Genomic DNA, 23,475 nt, shown 5'->3' with positions numbered 1-23,475 from the left:
GAGGAATGAATGTCTAACGATACAAATTTTGAAATTACATCAGGGTCTGGGCATCATCTGGGCGCCAACTACGATGGCGAAGGCGTTAACTTCGCTATCTTCTCAGCGCATGCGGAGCGTGTGGAACTCTGTCTGTACGATCCGAGCGGTCAACATGAGATTGCGAAGCTGACGCTGCCGGAATATACGCATGAAATCTGGCATGGTTATGTGCCCGGCCTGAAACCCGGCGCGCTTTACGGCTTTCGTGTTCATGGGCCTTACGATCCGGAGAACGGACACCGCTTCAATCCCAACAAGCTGCTGATCGATCCCTACGCCCGCGAGCTGGTTGGTGATGTTGACTGGAACGAATCACACTATGCCTATGATTTGCTTCATGAAGATAAGGATCTTACCTTCGACACGCGCGACAGCGCGCCCTATATGCCCAAATGCCGCGTGGTCGACCCTAACGAGTTTGACTGGCAGGATAAAAACCGGCCGGAAATCGCCTGGCCGAATGCGGTAATTTATGAGACCCATGTGAAAGGCTTCACGCAGCTTAACTCTGCTATTCCGCCCGAACTGCGCGGCAATTTCGAAGGCATGGGGCATAAAGCCTCCGTCGACTACATCAAAAGCCTGGGCATTACTTCAGTAGAACTGATGCCCGTTCACTGGTTTCCGGATGACCAGCACCTGCTGGATCGCGATCTGAAAAACTTCTGGGGCTATAACACCCTCGGCTTCTTTGCGCCCGCATCACGCTACTACGGGCCTAAGGGGATTCAGGGCTTCCGCGATATGGTGCGCGCCTTCCACGATGCGGGAATCGAGGTGATCCTCGACGTTGTTTACAACCACACGGCGGAAGGGAATGAGCTTGGCCCAACGCTCTCGCTTAAGGGCATCGATAACTTTTCCTATTACCGCACCATGCCCGATCAGCACCGTTATTACATCAACGATACCGGCACCGGTAATACCGTCAATACCTCGCACCCCCGCGTGTTACAGATGGTGATGGATTCGCTGCGTTACTGGGCGGAATCGATGCATATCGACGGTTTTCGTTTCGATCTGGGCACCATCCTCGGGCGCGAGCCGGAAGGGTTCAACGAACGCGGCGGCTTCTTTGATGCCATGATGCAGGACCCGGTGCTGTCGAAACTGAAGCTAATAGGTGAGCCCTGGGACATCGGACCCGGCGGCTATCAGGTTGGCGGCTTCCCGCCGGGATGGGCAGAGTGGAACGATAAATACCGCGACACGGTCCGGGAATACTGGCAGGGAAATAATGTCTCCACCGATTTTGCCGCCCGCCTGCTTGGATCGGGCGACCTCTACGATCAGCGTGGCCGGCGTCCGTGGTCCAGCGTTAACTTTGTAACCGCCCACGACGGCTTTACGCTCAACGATCTGGTCTCCTATAACGACAAGCATAATGAAGCGAACGGCGAGGAGAATAACGACGGGCATAATGATAACCGATCCTGGAATTACGGTGCCGAAGGGCCCACTGAGGATGCGGACATCAATGCCGTTCGTGAACGGCAGAAGCGCAACTTCCTGGCCACGATGATCTTCTCGCACGGCACGCCGATGCTACTGGCAGGCGATGAGTTTGGCCGCAGCCAGATGGGTAACAATAACGGTTATTGTCAGGACAGCGAGATCTCCTGGGTCCACTGGGACGATCTGCCGGAAACCTGTGAGGCATTGCGTGAGTTTACCCGCCACATTATCAGGCTGCGGGCCGAACAGCCGCTGCTTCGCCGTGAAAGCTGGCGTGACGGTATGGTGATCGAATGGTTTAATGCCGGCGGCGGTTATCAGCAGTCCGAGCAGTGGGACGAAGGCTCGACGCTGGGTCTCTATATCAGCCGTCCGGATTTGCAGGATGAAGAGGGCACCTGGCACGAAGTGCTGATGTTGTTCAATCCGTTCGAAGGGAATGTGCCGTTCATGATCCCGCAGTCCGGAGAGGGCGGCTGGGTGCTGGAACTGTCCACTTCTGACAACGATCAGCATGGCCTCGTGATCACCAAAGAAAAGAACTTTGATCTTGAAGGGCGCAGTATTGTGCTGTTCAGACGCCCCTAGTTTTCACTCACCCTTTTGGCATTAAGCGTTTAACAGGCACTGGTGAATTTATCAGTGCCTGGCTCGATGTTTAGCTGAAATGTTTAACCCCGCCAAAAACCGCACCGCGTTACTATCAGGATAAAACTGCAACATAACCCTCAGAGAAAAACATGGCATTTCAACATTTAAGAATTGCGCGTCCGGTTAAGGATCTGGTGAGAAGCTGCGAAATGTACTGCGCGGGTTTGGGGCTTAGCAAGTTAGGGGAGTTTACCGATCATGCCGGTTTCAGCGGATGCATGTTAGGCAGTACGGCACTGAGCTGGCATCTTGAATTCACGATCTGCAACCAGCATCCTGTACCACCATCTTCCTCTCCGGAAGATCTTCTGGTGCTGTATATCCCGGAACTACAGCAGTGGCAGGAAGCCTGTGCCCGAATGGTAAAGGCCGGTTTTATCCAGATCACCGCGTTTAATCCATACTGGGATAACAAAGGGGCAACGTTTGAAGATGCTGACGGTTACCGGACAGTGATACAGAAGATGCGCTGGGACCCCTCCTGAGGTTGTCAGACGGGACGTAGCTCCCATCTTCCGGCGCAGAGTAAAACCAGGCTAAGCAGACAACAACGTGCAACTTTTCTGGCTACCCAGCCATGGGCCGCAACGGCTGGTAAAAGCAGGCGGTGGGAAATCATCCCACTTCCGGGAGCCAGCCCAGTACGATGAAGAGTTGAATGGCAATTACGCCGATACCGCAAAGAAAGATCAGTAGTAGTAAAGGTGCACCGCCCGCAACCCGGTAAGCCGCTGAACCGTGCTGCTGGCGGCTACGCCATGCGAGCAATGACGGAATAATCAGCGCCAGCACGGCCAGGGCAACACCCGCGTAGCCGAGCGCTAATATAAAGCCTTGCGGATAAAACAGCGCAAACAGCAGCGGCGGCAGGAAGGTCATCAGCCCGCTCTGCATCCGGCCTGTAACGCTGGCGTTACGCTTACAGAGATCGGTCAGGTAATCGAACAGCCCCAGCGATACGCCCAGGAAAGAGGTCGCCAGCGCCAGCGCGGCAAACAGATGTATCGCCAGCTCAACGTGAGGGGAAGCAACAATCTCGCGTATCGCCTGTAACAGGCCGTTCAGACCGGCATGGCTGGCGAGCAGGGCGCTGAAGGCATTTTGTTCAATCGCGCCAAGCGTCGCCAGCTGCCAGAGGATATAAGCCACCAGCGGAATGGCGCTGCCGGTAATAAACACCCAGCGCAGCTTACGCAGATCGCCATTCAGATAGCTGACGATGCTGGGAACGCTGCCGTGAAAGCCGAAAGAGGTGAAGATAACCGGGATAGCGGAAAGCACCAGGCCCTTTTCCAGCGGCAGCGTCAGCAGGTTGGTCTGATGGATATGCGGCATCATCAGCCCCAGTAACATCACCAGCAAAACAATCTTGGCGCAGAACAGTACGCGGTTAAACATATCCACCATATGCGTACCAATAGAGACAATCCCCCCGGCAACCAGCGTAAACAGCAGTACGCCGCTACCGGAGGTAACGGTGACAGAGAACCACTGGCTCAGGCTGGCCGCCAGCAGCTCGCCTGCGCCGCTGATATAGGCAGCAGTTAAGGCATACATTAAAAACAGCATACCCAGGCCCGTAAGCCACTGGCCAGGCCGGCCAAGATAGCGACGCGTCAGCGTTCCCAGCCCGGTATCTGCCGGTGCATGCTGATAAACTTCCACCATCAGCAGCGCGGTGTAGCACATCAGCGCCCACAGCCCAATCAGGAGCAGCACCGTTATGGCGGGCCCAACGCCCGCTGCGGCTAACGGCATTGCCAGCATGCCGGCGCCAATAGTGGTACCGGCAACAATAAAAATACTGCCCAGGGTGCGGTTCTTCACGCCTTCCTCTGAATGTCATTCTGCCTGCAAAAAGTGTACGCAGGGTAAGTGAAGCGTTACAGGGCGTCAAATATTCATTACAGATAACCGACGCGGCTGTTTTTCCCCCCGTTCAGGCTCGGGCAAGCGAAAACGATGCGGGCAGGACGGCGGGCTTTAGAGCGGCACTGGCTTTGCTGGCAGGGTTGAGGCTTACCGGCAAATTAACAGTAATGTCTGAGCAGGGCATGATATTCCGCCTGCAAACGGTAACGATACACCGGCCTGCCGGTGGCACCATACTGAATAGTGGTGAACAGAATATCTATTTCGGCCAGCCAGATAAGATACTTACGGCAGGACACGCGAGAGATATTCACTTCGCTGGCTAATTCATCGGTGGAAAATTCGCTGTCGGGATGCGCATCAATCCACTGACACAGCGTGCGTAGGGTTTGCGGCGTTAATCCTTTAGGTAATCTTTTCTGGTTACTGCCTGCTGATGTATTGCCGTGAATCAACCGATCAAGCTCCGCCTGCTGATAGTACTGCTGATTATCCATCTGCGATCGCTTTTGCTGCCAGTGGGTCAGCGCCTCTTCGAAACGTGAAAACTGGAAGGGTTTGATCAGATAATCGGCCACGCCGTAGTTAAGCGAGGTTTTGATGCTGGCCGCATCGGCAGCGGAAGAGATAATGATAACGTCTACATGATGGTGAGCATTTCGCAGTTCCGCGAGGAGATCCAGGCCGTTCTCCTGCTGCATATAGATATCCAGCAGGATAAGATCAACCGGCGAGTCGGTTTGCAGCAACCGCTCTTTTGCCTGTTGCAGGGAGGACGCAGTACCACAGCAGGTAAGCCCTGAAATCTGACCGATATAACAGCGGTTAAGTTCTGCAACCATGGCGTCATCATCAACCACTAACACATTCATCATTACGCTTTATTTCCTTTAACCCACGGAAGTTGTACAAAGAACTGGGTGTAGACGCCTGGCTCTGATTCAACGCTGAGATTGCCGCCAAGCGTTTCGGTCTGCTGTTTAACCAGAAACAGCCCCATACCGCGATCGTTGCCTTTTGAAGAGAACCCTTTGTCAAAGATAGCGGTTTCCAGCTCAGGCGGAATGCCGGGGCCATCATCACTGACTTCACAAGAGAGCCAGCCGTTCTGGTAGTGCAGCAGGAGATGAATCTCGCCTTCCTGCTGCTGTTCCAGCGCTTCCAGCGCATTCTCTATCAGATTTCCTAACACCAGAACCAGCGCCGTCACCTGCTGTTCACTACCGCAGTCAGGCAGGTAGCAGTCATCGCTGAGGAGTAAACGATGGCCCTTGTCAGAGGCCCGGTTGATTTTACTCAGTAAAAATCCGGCAATAACCGGCGATTTAACACGCTGCAGCAGAGAGCCAATTTCCGTCTGATAATTATTCGCGGTTTTTAAAATATAGGTTTCCATCTGGGCATAATTTTTCATATGCAGCAGGCCGAGAATCACATGCAGCTTATTCATAAATTCATGGGAGTGTTCCCGCAAGGCATCGACATAGTTTACCATGCCGTCCAGACGCTGCATCAGCTGGCTGATTTCAGTCTTATCACGGAAGGTACAGACCGCGCCAATAACGCGTCCCCGGCTGCGTACCGGTACCGTATTACTGATCATAATCCGCTCCCGCACGTTGAGTTCTTCATCGTGCCGGGCTTTACCATCATGCAGCGCTTCCCGCAGATGGCTCAGCATCAGCGAATCCTCCGGGATGCGGTCGCCGCTGAGGGGGGCTTCAATCGCGCTTTGATGCAGCAGCTGCTGCGCGGCCTGATTGATAAGCGTGACGCGCGCGTCGGCATCTACGGCGATAACGCCCTCTTTGATGGAATCCAGAATGGCCTGCCGCTGCTCAAACAGGCTTGAAATCTCATGCGGTTCCAGACCGAGCAGGATCCTTTTCAGGCGCCGCACCAGAATCAGTACGCCCAGTAAGCCTACCGAGCCGCCCAGCAAAATGGTCCAGAAAACATTCCAGCGGCTTTTATGGATCTGCGCCGTGACATCGCTCAGTGAAATACCAATCGCTACCACGCCGATCTGCTGATGCTGTACGTTAAAAACGGGCGTAAAGACGCGCAACGCTTTGACCAGCGTTCCCCGGTTATAGGCGATATTTTCATGACCGGATAGCGCAGGTAACAGGTCATCGCCCTGAAAACGTTTATTGATCAGGCTGCTGTTTGGATGGGAATAACGGATGCCTTTCATATCGGTCACCGTGACGAACAATAAGTTGTTCCGCTTTTGCACCGCGAGAGCGATGGGTGGGATAAGCCCCTCACTGGCGGGCAGGGCGAGACTACGCTGAATCTCAGGATCTTCTGCCAGAGTGCGCGCGACGGCCAGCGCCTTATCCTTCACGTGGGCATGGGTAAAATTATCGATCTGAATGAAGTAGAGAAGGTGAACGCTAAGCAATACGGTCACTATGACCGCGACCATCATTAACGTCGCCAGCGTGCTGAGTTTCATTGGGCGCTTACGCGTGATTTTGGACTGCGTTGCTGGGTTCATCAGGCTGCTTCAAAGAAAGGGGAGCGTTGATTGTAACAAGTGAAACAGACGTTAAATAGCCTGAGCAGTACAGTTAAGGACGCTTGTGGGCAGAATGTTCCTTGTCAGAAAGCCCGACGCGCCAGAAATGCCCGTTTTGTAACTAAAGTCATTTGCGGCTCTGTTTTTTTAATTAAAAAACTAAAAATAAATCAACTATTCGGTAACAATATTTTAAAATCATCAGACTTTTCTTAACCATCACCGCAACAGATTGAAGATTAAGCATGATTAAATCAACAAAAGTACTGCCTTCACTTTCCCTTTTGGCACTGTTAGTGACTTCCGCTGCCCACGCTGAAACCGCTCCTGAGAAAACCGATGTTCTGCTGATCGGCGGCGGCATTATGAGCGCTTCATTAGGGACATTTCTTGAAGAGCTGCAGCCTGACTGGAAACAGATCATGGTTGAGCGCCTCGACGGTGTCGCGCTGGAATCTTCCAATGGCTGGAACAATGCGGGTACCGGTCACTCCGCGAACATGGAACTGAACTACACGCCAGAGCGTGAAGACGGTTCAATCAACGTGACCAAGGCGCTGGAAATTAATGAAGCCTTTATGATCTCCCGTCAGTTCTGGACGGAGCAGGTTAAGCGTGGCGTGCTCAATAACCCACACTCTTTCATTAACTCCACGGCGCATATGAGCTTTGTCTGGGGCGATAAGAATATCGATTATCTGGACCGCCGCTATAAGGCGCTGCAAAAGACCGTGCTGTTCCAGGGCATGAAATTCTCTACCGACCATAAGCAGATTGCCCAGTGGTCGCCGCTGATCATGGAAGGCCGCGATCCGCAGCAGAAAGTCGCCGCTACCTGGACGCCGGTCGGCACCGATGTTAACTATGGTGAAATCACGCGCCAGCTGATTGGCAGCCTGAAGAAGAATGATAACTTCACGCTGGAAACCTCGTCTGAAGTGACCGGTTTTGAACGCAACAGCGATAACTCCTGGCATGTCAGCATCAAAGATGCCAAAAGCGGCGAGATGCGCGCGGTTGATGCCAAATATGTCTTTATCGGCGCGGGCGGCGGTGCTCTGAAGCTGCTGCAGGAGACCGGCATTCCTGAAGCGGATAACTATGCGGGCTTCCCGGTCGGCGGTTCTTTCCTGGTGACGGAAAACCCGGCGCTGGCCGATCGTCACAGAGAGAAAGTGTATGGTCAGGCATCCGTAGGTGCTCCGCCGATGTCCGTGCCGCACCTGGATTCCCGTTATCTGGATGGCAAACAGGTTATTCTGTTTGGGCCATTCGCGACTTTCTCCACCAAATTCCTGAAAAACGGTTCGCTGTTTGATCTGTTAAGCTCCACCACCTTTAATAACGTGGGGGCGATGACGGATGTCGGTATTGATAACTTCGATCTGGTTAAGTATCTGATTGGTCAGGTAATGCTGGATGATGAGGATCGCCTGGCCTCACTCAGAGAGTACTATCCAGCCGCGAAGGCTGAAGACTGGAAGCTGATCCAGGCAGGACAGCGCGTACAGATTATCAAGAAAGACGCAGAGAAGGGCGGCGTGCTGAAGCTGGGAACCGAAATTGTGACCGATCGGCATAAAACCGTTGCGGCCTTGCTGGGTGCCTCGCCGGGCGCATCAACCGCAGCACCGATTGCGCTGAATGTGGTCAAAGAGCTGTTTCCGGAGCAGTTTAAATCTGCGGAATGGCAGGAAAAGATCCATCACTTCGTGCCGAGCTACGGCAAGAAGCTGAATGATGATGCTGAGCTGGCACAGAAAGTCTGGGATGACACTGCCGCCACGCTGCAGCTGACTAAACCGCCTGTGATTGATATGACGGGCAAAACCGCAGAAGCGCCAGCGGCACAACCGCAGAAAGCGGCGGAGCCACAGCACGATATGGCGCTGTAAGGCGGAGTTAACAATCGGATTTTTTTATAGCAGTAGCGATAATTGAGTACGCAAAGCGAAAGGCTGGTCACTGACCAGCCTTTTTTATTGGCGGTAATTGTCCCTTCCTCTTTTCAGTGATTACTTCCGGGGCGCTGAAGCTGGCAGGGGTAAATATCACATCGATACCGGCAGTAAAAGAAATTGAGGAAGGCCAGTCGGCTCAACCGGACCAGGCAATGCTTATTTTGCCACCCTGACTTCAGGTACCTTCCACGAACCTTTCAGAATGGCTTCGTCGGGACCATAGGTGCGTAGCACTGTCCAGAATGGTCCGTCGGGCGCCGGAAGCCAGTTCACCGTTTTATCCGCAGGTTTTTGAACGGAAAGGTAGAACGTGACGGAACCATCACTGCCTTTGATAAGATCCGGCGTGGTACTACTGAAGGAATAGCGATTCTCGCTGTTGTCGACCAGCCAGCGGTGCGGAAGACTATACATCGTCAGGGACCAGAAGTATTTCACCGGGGGTAAGTCCGCCTCAGGCATATTAATGACGTAATCGTGCTTTGAAGCATCCAGCATCTGACCCTGGTTATCTTTCACCAGGGAGAAATAGAATGACTGGTCGGTTGTATTACCGAAAATGCCCAGATAAACACCCATCGCACGCGTCAGATAATCCTCTTTCAGCTTTTCGCGGGTATTAAAAAGCTTACTGGCATCTCTGGTTTTATCTCCGACCTGTTTCATCTCTTTCTGCGCCAGAATAATCCCCTGAGCCTGCGCAGTTTTTTGCGCTGAGCTCAGCGTTGGTGTTCCCGCTTTACCGTCATCGCTGATACCCAGCACCTTCAGGGCATCGTACATTTCCCTGTCCGCAGGATTATGCTTCACGTGCTGAATAAGGAAGGCCACATAGTCCCAGTACTCCGGCGTCATTTCTGCCCCTTCTTTCCATGCCGGGAATGTCAGCTCCGGGGCAGGGGCAGGTTTTGCGGTACCCAGATATTCACTCAGCGGCTGGAGCGTGTATTCCTGCTGAATTTTCTTCACGTTTTGCAGGTCATTCTTATCCCCCAGAAGTTGAGTGCGGGTAAGTGAACCGAGGAAATCACTTTCACCCTGGATAATGCGTTTGATGCCTTTGGGTTTTTCCCCCTGCCAGTCAGGACCGGCCAGAAGCACGCGAACACCCTCATTGCCGTCATTGACCGAGCCTGGGTTCCCCAGCACGAAGCCCCACATATCGTCCCACTGGCTGGTATAAAAACGGTTTTTTTCTATCTTCGGCATAGTCAGAACCCACGGCTCACTTCTGACATCAAGCCAGACGTAAGAGTAGGGAGAGTCAACGTTAGGGGTGACGATATCAGTATCGTCAGGGCTGGAAACGCCCAGGTGAAGCCATTTTCCGAAATTGCCGGATTTTATAGCCTGCGCGTACATCGTTCTGTAGTTCATCACCAGGGGATAGGTAAAAATATAGGCATTTTTTGCCAGTTCATTCATTTGTTGCTGCGGCAGATGAGATGCTGCGGTAGCGGAGCCATGAGGAGCGGAAGTAGCTGAACTCTGGGCGAAAACGGGGAGTGCCGTCACGGTGAGCGATGCCGCAACAGCCACGGCAAGCGTTGTGAATTTAATCGTCATGATAATTCCTTATGAAAAAGATGAATATTTAACTGAATATAAACCGACCTGCCGGATATGTGCTGATGGCGTTACTTCACTTTTTCAAAATCAGGTAATTTAAAACTTTTATCAAAAAATGGTTTTTCTGGCGCATACAGACGGAAATAAACAAACCAGCCATCATCTCCCACTGTTTTCAGGAAGTTGACCTCTTTCCCTTCAGGCGCTGTTGGTCCGATATAAATATCAACGGAACCGTCATCGTTGCGTTTGAGCTCGCTGGATTTCGAACCAAGGCTGCTGTCGGCAATGGCCGTTCCGCCGTTGTCATAGTTACGGCGGGTATTTTCACTGTATAAAGTCAGCGACCAGAATTGCTTCACCGGAACGTCTTCAGGAATGTGGAGTTTATATAACCGATCGGCCCGAAATAGTTCCCCCTCGCTGTCCCGCTTGGTGGTCATATAGACCTGACCCAGGCCCGGCGTCGGGTTCACCATGCCTTCAGAGGAGGTGACCGCCTCATAGAACCAGACTGCGCGCTCATCCAGCTCAACTTTATTGTTTGTCTCCTGCGGGGTGTGGAAATCGAAGCTCTTGAACCACTGTGTTCCCTGCCAGTAAGGCGAGGTAAAGCGTGGATTGGTCTGCATATTACGCAGCATTAGTTCGCCGTAGGTTACGGCCTGCGCCAGAATTTTTGTCTGCCTGTCGTCGGGTTTAAAGCTGGCACCTTTGGCAATACCCAGCGGTTCCAGCATCGCCGCCATTATTTTGTCCTGCTCACGGGTCGGTTCCTGTTGAAAAATGTCACTCAGAAGCTGCCAGTATTCCATTCCCCGTGGCGGCGTGGCGGACCATTCTTTATCGACGCCCTTGATGAAATGAATCGACTGCATGGGTTCACCAACGCGAGCCACTTTCATTTCATTCTGGATGCGTTTTTCAAATTCAGCCGAAGGGTCGAGCAGGCGTAAGCCAATGAAAATATTATTTGTTTGCGACTGGAATACATAATCAGCCTGACTTTTGTATCCGGCCAGTTTTGCCTCTGGCCCGACAATGATATATGAACCGCCTTTCCCCTTGTCAGGACCGGTTTGACCGATATCACTGACCGGTTTCTGCCATAAATCCTGTAAAATCCCCGCCACCGCGCCTGTCGGAACCTCCACTTTTACCGGCCCATCCTTCAGACTGATAAAGTTGATGACATAGGGTGTAGTGAGGTTGGCGGTGACAATGCCCCGCTTTTCCTTCAGCGAGCTGTAAACAACAAAGTCACCCAGATTTTTTGCATCAAAAGTCTCTTCCTGAGCCGTTTTCCATTTCATATAGGAAACTGCAGGGATCGACCAGATATACGCCTGGGTTGCGCGTTGAAAATCCATCGCATCATAGAGACTCTTCTGACCTTCAGTAATGAAATTATCAGTAAGAGTTATGTCACCCTGCGGCGTGGCAATGGTTTCATCGCCCTGTAATGTTGCCTTATCCAGACTAAGGGGCGCTGCTGCAAATGCAGCAGTAGAGGAACAATACAGCACAAAGGCAATGGACTTTCTAAGGCTGAGTATCATGGCTTACGCTCACTAATGTGATGACCTGTAAAAATAATAGTCAATACAGTCAGATAGTGTTAGCGAAGTTATTATTTATGCGGATAACTCTGGACTGGCATCACACCGGTTTACCTGCTCAGGTGAGACCGCCCTCGGAGAGGATCTCCAGCAAAAATTCGCTGACGGCCCGGACGCGCGTCGAGGCGGATAAATCCGCATGGCTGACCAGCCAGAGATCTTCCGAAAAGACGTTTTTGGCCGGTAATACTTCAACCATTTCGCAGTAATGCGCGGCGATAAAACAGGGTAATACTGCCAGCCCAAGACCGGCTCTCACCGCAGCGATTTGTGAATCAAGACTGCTGACCACTAACGCGGATCGACTGTAGGGATAGGTTTCGCTCAGCCATTTTGCGGCGGGCAGATGTGCATACGCACTGTCCCAGCCGATCATGCGTCTGCCCTCCAGAGGCCGGGCATCGGGGGCAGAATGCTGAGAGAGATAATCTTCAGAACCATAGACCGCTGATTGCAGGCGTCCCGCTTTGCGAATCTTTAGCGAGTTCTGTTCAGGGCGGATCAGGCGAAGCGCCAGATCGGCATCGTGACGCGTGACCGAAACGGAATTTATGCCGGTAATGATTTCCAGCCTGATATCAGGAAAACGGTCGGCGAAGCGAGGCAGGGCAGGAATAATCAGATGGCTTGCCAGCGTCGCGGCGGTAGCCAGACGAACCGTGCCGGCAGGACGAAGATCGCATCCTGCAATTTTGCTTTCAAGCAGCAAAACTTTCTCTTCGACCTCCTCCGCATAGCGAATAAGATCCCGTCCTGCATCCGTCAGGAAATAGCCGGTCTGATGGTGTACGAAAAGGCGGGATCTCAGCGCCGTCTCTATCATACCGATCCGTCTGGATACGGTTGACTGACTCACGCGAAACGCTTCGGCCGTTTTTGTCAGGCTCTGGGTCCGGGCAACGGTGAGGAAAAACCGTAAATCGTTCCAGTCCATTTTAGTCGCAGACATTTTTGTTTTCTGTTTATGGAAAATGATTATTCTATTTTATCGCTATTTTTAAGTAGCTCATAGAAATAAACTCCTGCAAACGTTACGAGGCCTGACGTTATCGGGCTTTCTCAGCTGGAGTTATATTATGGCGAATTTAAATAAGCAAAATGCACCGGTTATGAATCCCACTGAAGTGGTGAAAGCCTATTTAGCGGCATTTGCTCAAAAGGATTGGGGTAAGGCGATTGCGCTGCTGCATGAAGAGGTCATCTGGCATGTTGATGGCGATGCGAACGTGCCGACGGTAGGGCTGCTGCGGGGTCCCGTGCAGGTCAGAAAGTGGCTGGAGCGTTTCCCCAGTCATTTTGAACCACTCGATTTTACCCTTGCTGAATTCATTGAGCAGGATGAAAACGTTCTGGTACTGGGCCGTTTCCGGCATCTTATTACGGAGACGGGAAACAGAGTAGGTAGTGATATGGTCATCCATTTTAAAGTCTCACAAAGCAAAATATCCCGCTATCAGATATTTGAAGATTCAGCTCTGCTGAGCCGGGCCTTTAATTCGCAGGATACATGGCAACAGCACCAAATTAAGATCAACGGTACGCTTTACCATTACCGGGAGCAGGGTGAGGGACCAACGCTTTTTTTTGCTCACGGTCTGTTTGTTGATGGTGAAATTTTTAACGACCAGATTAACGTGCTGAGTCAATCCTTTCGCTGCATCGTCATGGATATGCCCGGTCATGGGCAGAGCGGTTTCAATCCCGATGGCTGGACGCTGGATGATATCAGCCGGGATTTTGCACTGATGATTCAGGAACTCTCGCTGCGGGAAGTGACCTTTATTGGCCAGAGTCAGGGTGGAATGGTTGGCCTCAGGCTGGCAGCCAGCTTTCCAGATTTATTGTCCGGACTGATCCTTATTGGAACCAGCGCCCGGGCCGAGTATCCGGAAAGAGAGGATAGCTGGCAAAGGCGGCGAGATATTATGTTAAATGGGAGTCGCCCGGAGCTTGATACGATGTTTACGGCGATTCAGCGTGAGATTTATGGCGAAGAAGGATTACGCAGGCATGCCAGTTTTATTACGCACGAAAGAAACCTGATGATGACGCTGCCACGCTCCGGCCTGGCGCTGGCGATGGATGCCGCCGTTTTTAATCGTGATGATATACGGGCATTGCTTCCCTCTATTCGTATTCCGGCGTTAGTCATTTGCGGAGATGCGGACAGGGCAACGCCGGTCGGGCTAAGCCGTGAAATCGCTGATGTAATTCCTGACACAAAACTGATCGTCTTAACCGGCGCTGGCCATCATCCCGTGGTGGATGCCGCCCAACAGGTCACCAGGGCGATCGGGGATTTTCTGCTTTCCAGAGCTAAGCTACCTCCGCGGTAATAATACTCACGGGCCAGATACTCTCCGGAAGGTGGATTGAAGGCCAGCGAAACGTGACGTTGCTACGTGAAAAATGCAGGGCTGGAGGGTTGCCAACGCTACATATTTTACGTAGCGCGATCGGTAAAATATTAATTATATTTTTCAACTATTTAAGTGGAGTTTATTAACGAAAGAACGCTGACCGCTCTGCGTTACTGGCTGAACCTATGTGAACCGCCTTGCTTCCCATAGGTTAGACTTAAACATCCAGCCGGTGAATAACGTTCACAAACTCATGTACGCCGCTATTGATCTCCCGCAGGCTGCGTGACAGTTCGCTGATCTTATCCTGTTCGGTAACCATAAACTCTTTCACCGTATCCAGCTGTTGATGCATCTGCTGGATCAGCTGGGTGTTCAGCTCCACCACGGAAGTGATCTTTTGGGTGGCACTGGCGGTCGAGGCCGCAAGGCGGCGAACTTCAGCCGCAACCACGCTAAAGCCCCGGCCGGCTTCGCCTGCGCGGGCCGATTCTATTGCGGCGTTTAGCGCCAGAATATTGGTTTGAGAGGCAATAAGGTTAATGCTATCAACAACATCGCGAATATTTTTAGCGGAGGCATTCAGCTTTTCACCGATCGCCGTGGCTGCATTGACCTTATCAGCAACCAGTCCGGAATTGCGCACCGTATCTTCCAGTACTTCGTTCGCGTTGTGGGTAATCTGCGAGGTCTCTTCCGAGGTAGTGACAGCAATATCCGCCACGCGTTTCGCTGCCTCAACCCGGGTAGTAATATCCGACGCGATTTTGATCACTTTACATACTTTGCCGTCGACGTCATACACCGGATTGTAACTGGCTTCAAGCCAGATGCGCTCGCCGCCGGCGGTTTTACGCTCAAAACGTCCCACGAAGTGCTGGCCTTTGCCAATCTTTTTCCAGAAGTCAGGGTTTTCCCGGTAAAAGCTGTCATAGCAAAAAATACGGTGGTGCTGGCCCGCAAGATCATCCAGCGTATAGCCCATATGGGTGAGGAAGTTGCTGTTGGCAGTGATAATTTTGCCGTCAGTGGTAAATTCAATCACCGCCATAGATCGATCGAGTGCGGTAATCACCGCTTCTTTATGCTCCAGCTCCTGGTGGCGTGCGGTGATATCTGAAGCAACTTTGATGACTTTATAGACGTTGCCTTTGTCATCGCTGACGGGAAAATAGGTCGCGCTGAGATAGACACGCTGATGCGTTTTGCTGAAGCGCTCAAATATGCCCGTAATCGATTCACCCGCCGCCAGCGTTTGCCAGAACGTACTGTAACCCGTTGAGCGACAGTAATCCGGATGGCAGAAAATCCGGTGATGCTGACCCTGAATCTCACCCAGAGCATAGCCGCTAAGGTTAAGAAACTGCTGATTGGCGCTGAGTATTTCTCCATCGGGCAGGAACTCGATCCACGCCACGTGTTGTTTAATCGCATCGATGTCCTTCACGATGCTGCTGCCTTTGGATAAGGACAGAGAAAAACCCGCTTTTTTTACACCAAACATATTTAATCCCAGGAAGTTATCATTATTTTGACGATCCCTTTGCCGGCGGGTAAGCCTGTGTCACCACCGGGGCAAAAAAATCCCGTACGGCCACCTGAGCCGCCTTTTCCCAACGGGATACTTCATCATTCGCCTGGACGCGGTGAAAGAGCGTATCTCTTAACGCAGTGAAGCGCGGATGCCGGGACCTTTTTTGTGACTTGCCTGATGTAATCAAAAAAATAAAATGACAAACCGACCTGGGTTTGTCCTACAAAAGGTATCGGCAGGGAGGCCGGAAATTTGAGAAGTTTTTGCAGATGATGAGAAGTACTGCATGCTAAAAAGGTTTCTGGGTATGAGGTGATAAAGGGCAGGGCGTGGCGATATTGCACGATGTAAAACAGTTTTGTCAGGGCTTGCGCCGGTTCTTTATCGCAGCCTGTCAGGCTTCAGGAGGTTATCTCATTCTGAAGGAAACGCTGTTTGTTATCAGATGCCGCTTACTGACATAATAATGTCGTTATGAAGCCGGTGCATGGCATGTCAGTTCATTACGTGACTTTTACACGATTTCTGGCTCTATCATCAGTCAGCTATTTTCAGCTATTAAATTTTAAAGGGATGAATATGAAAGTGGATTTTCTGTTTTTAACCGTATTGTTTATGGCGCTCCCTGCGCATGCCGCTTCACCCACGCAGTTTAAACCTGCCGTGCTGAATGCCGCGCTCTTATTCAATCACGATCCGAGCGTTGGCAACGTAAAACATAGCCTGCAATGGATAAGAAATAGTGCAGGGGAATTACGGGTGATGACAGACGTCTGGTATGACCATGAGGGCTGTTTCACGCGGGTGAATATGGTTGATAAAATTAATGGCACCGAGTTTCATCTCGAAAATAAGGATGGCGGGATTATCTCTCACAAAGGTCAGTTTATCGCGGGTAAGGTTAATCAGGCTTGTCAGCTTACGGAGCTGGAAAATGAGAGCGGTAAATACCGTTTAAGCTACAATTCCCAAGGGCTTCTGCAGACAATGACCAGTCTGGATACCGGTAAAGTCATCGCGCGCTATGAATATCGCTATGGTCAGTTTCCGGTACGGGTTCGAAATTATGAAAATCACACGGATAGTATTTTCTCTTATCCTGCCGGGAGTCCGCAGTTCCTTGATTTCCAGTCATCGTTAAAAACCGGGGACAACACAACTTGGTTAAAGCAGAGCTGCAGCTATCAAACTGACGGTAACGGTGGGCTTTGTTCAATCGTTACGGCGGACGATGAGAACTACCGCGAGGGTGCAGTGATGATGTTTTCAAATCATCAGGTGACATATTACTGAAGTGGAAAGCGCGGTTTCATCCGCATACCTAAGGTAGAGGACAGCCCAGAGCAATCTGGGTTTATCATCAGGGAAGTAGGGAAGTAGGCAGGTAAGCATCTGATTCGTTAGCAGATGAAGGTATTCATCTAATTTAACATAATATACATTATGCGCACCAAGGTTAGCCTGTGTAGATTTTGTCTGTTTATTGCCTGTCACTCCTTAAACGCTGATGCGTTAAAACGAGCCGCTTTCCCTGGCCTTGAGCATCAGTTTCTGCCAGCAGGCAGAAATAGATCTCGTTACTGTTGGCGGAATCTTATGACGCTAACGCTGTAAGCTCAGAAGCCATAACGCAGCCAGGCGAAAAGAACGTTGCCATTATTCCGCGAGCCAGGAATGTAAGTGAACTGCACGTTGAAGCGTTTATATCCGGCGGAGAAAAGAGGAAGAACGATAGGTAGCGGAACATAATTTGCAAAGTCTTCGCGCGCGGTTATTCCAGCAGCTAATCCTAAACCCAGCCGGAAATTTCGCTGCTCATCCAGATAAAAACCCTTTTCCCAGCCATAACCCACCATAGGCTGCCATTCATTATGGGAATCCTTAAAAGCCATGGCATACAGTGCGCTCCAGTTGCCCTCAGCGCTATAACGCGATAAACCATAGCCGCCGCCCCATGGCGTTTCATTGTATCTGTCAGTCTTATCTTTATCGTAGGCAAACCGGGCGTGCCAGCTGATGAAAGGTAAATAAAGGTCGTGATAGTCAGGCTGTTGCCATGTCTGCGAGACATCGTTTTTAAACCATTCCCAGCCATCCTCTATGCTGTTACTTGCAAAGGCAGAAAATGTCAGTGCCGCGGACATAAACAGAGCAACAAGAATAGTATGCATGGGTTTTCCTCTGTGAAATTGTCTTATTCACAACGTGATTTAAAAGTCCTGCAGCCACTGGTAAGTATTAATCCGCCGGCTTGATGAAGGCTCACTGATTTGAAGGAATAACGCTGGATAATATCTCTTGTTGATAACGGCGAAAGCATTCTTCGCCGCCCTGCTCTTTTACTGCTGATAAAGGGGCCCGCCAGAATGTCTGAAACCCTGGTAAAGTTACTGCCGGCCTCCGTAACTATAGCCGGCAACAAGTAAACTCCCGCGCTTATCGCACATCCTTTTGATCGCGTTCGCTCAGTTCATGCAGCGCAATCTGGCGGGAAGGCGCACTTTCCAGCTCCCCGGCATAGCGTTCGCTAAGATCTTCCAGGCTGGTGAACTGGCCGTCAAGAAACAGAAAGCTCAGATGCTGCTCCACGTCACGCAGCATCCCCTCAACGGAATCACTGTCGCCCTGCTCTTCATTGCCATCAAGCTGCCAGTGATAGCGACCCGCCTGCTCAGTAGCGCCACCGATATCCACAAGGTGGCCATCTATATTCTGAACCAGCAGGCGATCCTGAATAAAGAAAAGATGGTAAGGCATGAGATCCTGATTGTTAGCTGACATTGTTCCTCCGGTTCGGATAAATCATTCCCTTTCAGCATAGTCAGCGTTTTTGGGCCTTGCCGGAGAAAATCTCCCGGCGTCGCCCGAGACGGCGAATCGAAATATCTCCGGAATTTTGTACTACACTTAATGCCTGATGAAGAAAAATTAACACTTCAACCCACTGTTTATCCTCAATTAAGTTCAAGTCATGCCGGGTAACCTGGTACTGGCACTGAGTGATAAGAGACTTGATACAGGAGCCTACATGTCAAATTCATCCCGCACACAACCTTCCATTCCTGCTCAGCAGCAGCAATGGCCCGGCAGCACCCGTAATATGCAGCCGCTGCCCGATCATGGTGAACAAAGCTATAAAGGTTCGGGACGTCTGACCGGCAAAAAAGCGATTATTACCGGCGGTGACTCGGGCATTGGCCGTGCGGTCGCCATCGCCTATGCGCGGGAAGGCGCGGATGTTCTCATCTCCTATCTTGATGAACATGAAGATGCAAAAGAGACCGCGCGTCTGGTTGAAGAGGCCGGGCGTAAAGCGGTGCTGGTTCCCGGTGATATCACTGAATCCGCACACTGTAACGCTATCGTGCAGCAGGCCGTTGAGGCTTTTGGTGAAATCAATATCGTGGTAAATAATGCGGCTTATCAGATGTCGCGCGATTCGCTGGATGAGATCGGCGATGAACAGTTTGATCGGACCATGAAGACAAATCTTTATGCCATGTTCTATATCTGTAAAGCCGCTGTGCCCCATATGCCGGCGGGCGGCTCAATAATCAGTACGGCGTCGGTCAATGCGGACAGTCCTAAGCCGAAGCTTATTGCCTATTCTGCGACCAAAGCGGCCATCATTAATTTCTCCGGCAGCCTTGCGGCGCTGCTTGCTGAGAAAGGCATTCGTTCTAACTCTGTCGCGCCTGGCCCCATCTGGACCCCGCTTATCCCTTCGACCATGCCCGCAGATCAGGTCGAAGATTTTGGCAGCGTGGTTCCCATGCAGCGCACTGGTCAGCCTGCTGAATTAGCTGCGGCATACGTTATGCTCGCCAGCGATGAAGCCAGCTATATTTCCGGTGCCAATATTGCCGTTACGGGCGGCGTTGCTGTTATTTGATTCCAAAAAAGAAGCGCGTTGAGCCTCTGAATGGAGAGACAAAGGCTGGGGAAATCCAGCCTTTCAGATCAGATCCTGCCTTAACAAAGTAGCCTGCTCTGAGGCTATTTTTTTAGAACCCGTTTGGATATCGAAATTGGGAGTCGGAAGCCCAAAGAAGAGCTACAGACGCCCTTTTCATTAGCCTTCGTGCTCACCGCCTTCGTGCTCACCGCCTTCGTGCTCACCGCCTTCGTGCTCACCGCCTTCGTACTCGCCGCCTTCGTGCTCACCACCTTCATGCTCACCATGCTGGTCGCTTATCGAGAGGACACTGGTTCGACTATCCTGAACAGCAGCAAAAGCGGCCTGCCCCGATTGAGCCATGACAAAAATACCTACGCCAATCCATAATTTTATACGCATATTTACTGTTCCTTCAGTGGTAGAATAATCAATCTTAAGGATCGATTTAGATAAAGGATTATACATGTTAGTAATGATAAGTGATTTACTTAATTCAGACGAAGTTAGCCTGCTCTGCGAGAAGATGGGTCATGTTAGTTATGTCGATGGTCGCGTTACCGCTGGACGAGAGGCGCGGCCGGTAAAACGGAACAAACAAGTTGATCGTACCGATCCACAGTTGGCAGATATGCAGAAACTCATCACAGATCGCCTGATGGGCAATGACTTGTTCCGTATGGCTACGCGGCCAAAAATCGTACTCCCCCCCATGTTCAGCCGCTATGAAAAAGGCATGGAATATGGGAATCACGTTGACAACTCGATCATGAGAGGGGTGCGTACGGACGTTTCAGTGACCATCTTTCTTTCAGATCCTGACCAATATGAAGGCGGCCAGTTGGTTATAGATTCCCCTGCCGGTGAACACGAGGTGAAGCTACCGGCCGGTTCTGCCGTAACCTATCCTACAACGTCCCTGCATCGTGTTGCTCCAGTAGTGTCTGGCGAGCGGTTAGCTGCGGTCACCTGGATTCGCAGTTTTGTGCGGAATGCCGCCGATCGGGAAACGCTTTTCGATCTGGATACTGCCCGCCACCGGCTCTTCAAGATGTTAGGAAAGACACCAGAGATGGACCTGCTGGCAAAGACTCAGTCAAACCTGCTTCGGCGTTGGGTCGAGGATTAAGGTAAGTTGAAAACATGTTGCCCTGAAACCCCGGCATATCTCTGACCCTTTCCCTGCCCTACGTTTTTACCGGGTACCACTGGTGGACTTTACCGCAAAAAAAAGCGGCCGCAACATTCACCGTTGCGGCCGCTTTTCTAAGCGTAAAACCTGGAATTAACCGGGTTTGCGGGAAACATGCTCCGCCGCGGCGTCGTTAGCGAGCGTGACGGCTTCAGCCAGCGTCTGGCCCTTACTTAGCGCGGAACAGAGTACGCCCGTGAAGCAGTCGCCAGCCCCATGCGTGCTGATCAGCTCAATCTTTTTCGCCGCGATACTCAGGCTTTCCCTGCCCGTTTTACAATACGCCACGCCATGTTCACCGGCGGTGACTACAACCTGCGGAAACTGTTGCGCCAGGGTTTCGGCCGCTTTTTTCGCGGAGGCTAAGTCGTTGACCGGCACCGCACTCATGTCTCGTGCCTCAATGGCATTCACGATCAGCAGATCGATATTCGCCTGAAGTTCAGGGCTTAAAAGACGTGCTGGCGCAGCATTGATGCAAACCTGTATCCCGCGCTGCTTTGCCGCTGCCGCCGCCTGCTGATTGACCCTGTCGGGCACTTCATTCTGTAAAATCAGCAGCCTGACGTCGTGCCAGAAGCTTTCCCGAGAAAAGGTTTCCAGCGCAATATGCTGATTGGCATTGGATACCACTACCGCGCCGTAATCCCCCTCAGCATCAGTAATGGCGACGCTCATGCCGGAGGGGATCTCTGCAATAACCTCAACGGCATCCGTATTCACCCCGGCACGCTGAAGCTGATTAAGCAGAAATTTCCCCTGTTCATCAGCGCCGACGGCGCCGGCAAAGAGCACGCTGGCACCGGCTGAGGCCGCCGCAATCGCCTGGTTACCGCCCTTTCCCCCAAATTTATAACTGCACGCTGAGCCCATTACCGTTTCGCCTTTTTCCGGACGATGGTGGGCATCCAGCATAATATCGTAATGCAGGCTGCCGGTTACTGCGATCTTGCTCATGGCTAGAATTCCCTAAGATCCTGGACCGCATGCTGCGTTTTCATCAGGTTTCTTTCCGCTCGCTTCAGATCTTTCTTGGCGATGGCCACAAACAGTGCGTCCAGAATATTGAGCTGGGCAATGCGTGACGCGGCGTTTTCCCCTAACAGATGCGATCCCTGAGATGTTGAATTGAGCACGACATGCGCGTTGCACGCAATCGGCGACTCGGCGTAATTAGTAATTGCAATCACTTTGGCACCGTTGCGCACCGCCAGTTTGACGGGGTCGTTTACCGCACGCGTGGTGCCCGAGTGACTGATGGCGATGACAACGTCATCGTCAGAGAGCACCGCCGCCGACATCAGCATGATGTGCGCGTCATCGTAAGTCGTCGATTTGATGCCGATTTTCAGCAGCTTATGCGACAGGTCGCGGGCGACCGTTGCGGAGCCGCCAACGGCATAGAGATCGATATGGCGCGCTTTATACATAATGTCAGCTGCCCGGTTGAATTCAGAAACGTCCAGAATCGACAGGGTTTCTTCGATGGCCTGAATTGACGTTCTGAACACTTTTGACAGCAATTGCTCCGATGAGTCATCGGGCTCAATTTCCGCATGCAGCCCCGCCACTTCGGACTGTTTGTAATAGACCAGGCTGCTTCTGAAGTTTCTGAACCCCGTGAAGTTAAGCTTCTTGGTGATTTTCACAATCATTGCTTCAGAGACGTTATTTTCCTGCGCAATCTCTTTTAGGGAGGTTTGCTCAGTGATGTCGTCTCTGGCCGTCACGGCCTCAATGACGCGGCGTTCTAACGGCGTTAGCTGGGGCAAACGCATGCGGATTTGAGCGCCAATGGCTCGCGGATCTTGCTTCATTACTTGCCTCGGGTCGCTCTGTCAATCAACATGGCAATGATAATAATAAGGCCAGTAGCGAGCAATTGGTAAAACGCCTGGATATTCATAAGCGTCAAACCATTACGTAACGCGCCCAGGATAATCACCCCAATCAGCGTACCGAAAATGCTGCCCTTACCGCCCATCAGCGAAGCGCCACCAATAGCCGCTGCCGCGATCGCATCCAGCTCCCAGAGATTACCAATCGTTGGTTCCGCCGCGCCAAGACGACCAATCAGGATCAGTGAGGCTAACGAGGCTAACGCACCGGAGATAACATATACCGTGACTTTGGTTCGTTTAACCGGAACGCCCGCTACCCGCGCCGCCTCTTCATTACCGCCGATCGCCAGAATGTATTCGCCGAGCGGTGTTTTATTCATTACCGTCCAGAGTACCAGCGCGATGACGGCGACAATGATTATCGGGGTAGGAATGCCGAACAGCGCGCTGTTGATCAGGCTACGAAACTCCATCGGAATGCCGAAAACAGGACTACCGCCGGTATAGATCAGCGCAAGAGCGCGGAACAGCGAAAGCCCACCGAGCGTTACGATGAAAGGTTGCAGTCCGGCATATGCAATCAGGGAGCCGCTGAAAATTCCGCACATCGCGCCAATGCCAAGCGTCGCCAGCACGGCCAGCGGCACAGGCACGCCCGACACCATCAGCGTGGCGCCCAGCACCGCCGACAGCGCCGCCGTTGGGCCGACTGACAGATCGATACCGCCCGAGATAATGACCAGCGTCATGCCAAGCGCAATTAAGGCATTGATAGAGGACTGCTGCAAAATATTCAGCATATTCGGCACGGTGAAAAATACCGGCGACAAAAATGAGAACGTTACAACGATAATCAGCAAGCCAATCAGCGTACCGGCGTCGCGTAAATTAAATTTAAACATCGCCGGCGTATGGGAGACCGGCCGGGCAGTAGTTTGTGTCGTCATGGTTATGGCCTTT

20 protein-coding genes are annotated in these 23,475 nt (G+C 51.8%); 8 read left to right on the top strand and 12 right to left on the bottom strand.

Translation table 11 applies throughout. The features are described from left to right. The first annotated feature begins 9 nt into the window (after positions 1-9). Both glgX and AAH446_RS02035 read left to right on the top strand, forming a co-directional pair. A complete protein-coding gene (gene glgX, locus AAH446_RS02040; RefSeq protein ID WP_342905064.1) occupies positions 10-2,085 on the top strand; it encodes a glycogen debranching protein GlgX in 2,076 nt (691 codons plus the stop codon). Positions 2,086-2,237: 152 nt separating this feature from the next. After that, complete coding sequence (locus tag AAH446_RS02035) at positions 2,238-2,633, top strand: VOC family protein (protein ID WP_342905063.1); 396 nt, start codon at positions 2,238-2,240, stop codon at positions 2,631-2,633. A gap of 130 nt (positions 2,634-2,763) precedes the next feature. On the opposite strand, the gene tyrP is transcribed toward AAH446_RS02035, so the two are convergent. The 3 genes from tyrP to AAH446_RS02020 form a co-directional block, all read right to left on the bottom strand. After that, entirely contained in the window at positions 2,764-3,915 is a 1,152-nt protein-coding gene (tyrP, locus tag AAH446_RS02030; protein WP_463322759.1) for a tyrosine transporter TyrP, read from the bottom strand. Positions 3,916-4,178: 263 nt separating this feature from the next. After that, positions 4,179-4,895 carry a two-component system response regulator DcuR gene (dcuR, locus tag AAH446_RS02025; protein ID WP_342905061.1) on the bottom strand — a complete coding sequence of 239 codons (717 nt, stop codon included), beginning with the start codon at positions 4,893-4,895 and terminating at the stop codon, positions 4,179-4,181. Further along, positions 4,895-6,523 carry a sensor histidine kinase gene (locus AAH446_RS02020; RefSeq protein ID WP_463322758.1) on the bottom strand — a complete coding sequence of 543 codons (1,629 nt, stop codon included), beginning with the start codon at positions 6,521-6,523 and terminating at the stop codon, positions 4,895-4,897. Before AAH446_RS02020 ends, dcuR begins: the two co-directional genes overlap by 1 nt. 266 nt (positions 6,524-6,789) lie before the next feature. Here AAH446_RS02020 and mqo point away from each other — a divergent pair, with 266 nt between their 5' ends. Further along, positions 6,790-8,439 carry a malate dehydrogenase (quinone) gene (gene mqo / locus AAH446_RS02015; RefSeq protein WP_342905060.1) on the top strand — a complete coding sequence of 550 codons (1,650 nt, stop codon included), beginning with the start codon at positions 6,790-6,792 and terminating at the stop codon, positions 8,437-8,439. 222 nt (positions 8,440-8,661) lie between these two features. Here mqo and AAH446_RS02010 read toward each other — a convergent pair whose 3' ends face one another. The 3 genes from AAH446_RS02010 to AAH446_RS02000 form a co-directional block, all read right to left on the bottom strand. Next, a complete protein-coding gene (locus tag AAH446_RS02010; RefSeq protein ID WP_342905059.1) occupies positions 8,662-10,071 on the bottom strand; it encodes a DUF1254 domain-containing protein in 1,410 nt (469 codons plus the stop codon). Between the two features lie 71 nt (positions 10,072-10,142). Next, complete coding sequence (locus tag AAH446_RS02005; protein WP_342905058.1) at positions 10,143-11,387, bottom strand: DUF1214 domain-containing protein; 1,245 nt, start codon at positions 11,385-11,387, stop codon at positions 10,143-10,145. A 364-nt stretch (positions 11,388-11,751) separates the two neighbouring features. Further along, on the bottom strand, positions 11,752-12,642 hold the full coding sequence (locus AAH446_RS02000) for a LysR family transcriptional regulator (protein WP_342905057.1): 891 nt from the start codon (positions 12,640-12,642) through the stop codon (positions 11,752-11,754). A 127-nt stretch (positions 12,643-12,769) separates the two neighbouring features. On the opposite strand from AAH446_RS02000, the gene AAH446_RS01995 reads away from it, so the two are divergent. Next, positions 12,770-14,029 (top strand): alpha/beta fold hydrolase, encoded by a 1,260-nt coding sequence (locus AAH446_RS01995; RefSeq protein WP_342905056.1) that lies wholly within the window; start codon positions 12,770-12,772, stop codon positions 14,027-14,029. 241 nt (positions 14,030-14,270) lie between these two features. On the opposite strand, the gene AAH446_RS01990 is transcribed toward AAH446_RS01995, so the two are convergent. After that, entirely contained in the window at positions 14,271-15,557 is a 1,287-nt protein-coding gene (locus AAH446_RS01990) for a methyl-accepting chemotaxis protein (protein WP_342905055.1), read from the bottom strand. 609 nt (positions 15,558-16,166) lie between these two features. Here AAH446_RS01990 and AAH446_RS01985 point away from each other — a divergent pair. Next, positions 16,167-16,880, top strand: a complete 714-nt coding sequence (locus tag AAH446_RS01985) for a YnfC family lipoprotein (protein WP_342905054.1) — start codon at positions 16,167-16,169, stop codon at positions 16,878-16,880. Positions 16,881-17,203: 323 nt separating this feature from the next. On the opposite strand, the gene pagP is transcribed toward AAH446_RS01985, so the two are convergent. Then, complete coding sequence (pagP, locus tag AAH446_RS01980) at positions 17,204-17,758, bottom strand: lipid IV(A) palmitoyltransferase PagP (protein WP_342905053.1); 555 nt, start codon at positions 17,756-17,758, stop codon at positions 17,204-17,206. A 265-nt stretch (positions 17,759-18,023) separates the two neighbouring features. Beyond that, entirely contained in the window at positions 18,024-18,368 is a 345-nt protein-coding gene (locus tag AAH446_RS01975) for a hypothetical protein (protein ID WP_342905052.1), read from the bottom strand. 247 nt (positions 18,369-18,615) lie between these two features. Here AAH446_RS01975 and AAH446_RS01970 point away from each other — a divergent pair, with 247 nt between their 5' ends. From AAH446_RS01970 to AAH446_RS01960, 3 genes are all read left to right on the top strand, one after another. Then, complete coding sequence (locus tag AAH446_RS01970) at positions 18,616-19,479, top strand: glucose 1-dehydrogenase (protein WP_342905051.1); 864 nt, start codon at positions 18,616-18,618, stop codon at positions 19,477-19,479. Between the two features lie 123 nt (positions 19,480-19,602). Then, a complete protein-coding gene (locus tag AAH446_RS01965; RefSeq protein ID WP_342905050.1) occupies positions 19,603-19,872 on the top strand; it encodes a hypothetical protein in 270 nt (89 codons plus the stop codon). A gap of 76 nt (positions 19,873-19,948) precedes the next feature. Further along, positions 19,949-20,611, top strand: coding sequence for a Fe2+-dependent dioxygenase (locus AAH446_RS01960; RefSeq protein ID WP_342905049.1), 663 nt, complete (start codon positions 19,949-19,951; stop codon positions 20,609-20,611). A gap of 156 nt (positions 20,612-20,767) precedes the next feature. Here AAH446_RS01960 and AAH446_RS01955 read toward each other — a convergent pair whose 3' ends face one another. Genes AAH446_RS01955 through AAH446_RS01945 form a run of 3 tightly spaced genes read right to left on the bottom strand, consistent with a single transcriptional unit; the run spans position 20,768 to position 23,462 of the window. Beyond that, the gene (locus AAH446_RS01955; RefSeq protein ID WP_342905048.1) at positions 20,768-21,631 is read right to left on the bottom strand and encodes a PfkB family carbohydrate kinase; all 864 of its coding nucleotides are present in this window, start codon (positions 21,629-21,631) and stop codon (positions 20,768-20,770) included. 2 nt (positions 21,632-21,633) lie between these two features. Beyond that, positions 21,634-22,491 carry a MurR/RpiR family transcriptional regulator gene (locus AAH446_RS01950; protein ID WP_342905047.1) on the bottom strand — a complete coding sequence of 286 codons (858 nt, stop codon included), beginning with the start codon at positions 22,489-22,491 and terminating at the stop codon, positions 21,634-21,636. Beyond that, positions 22,491-23,462 carry an ABC transporter permease gene (locus AAH446_RS01945; RefSeq protein ID WP_342905046.1) on the bottom strand — a complete coding sequence of 324 codons (972 nt, stop codon included), beginning with the start codon at positions 23,460-23,462 and terminating at the stop codon, positions 22,491-22,493. Before AAH446_RS01945 ends, AAH446_RS01950 begins: the two co-directional genes overlap by 1 nt. Between the last annotated feature and the right edge of the window lie 13 nt (positions 23,463-23,475).

It is taken from the genome of Erwinia psychrophila (assembly GCF_039023475.1).
Classification (GTDB): Bacteria; Pseudomonadota; Gammaproteobacteria; order Enterobacterales; family Enterobacteriaceae; genus Erwinia.
Note: the sequence above shows the minus strand (reverse complement) of the source record. Positions and strands in the feature narration are given on the sequence as shown.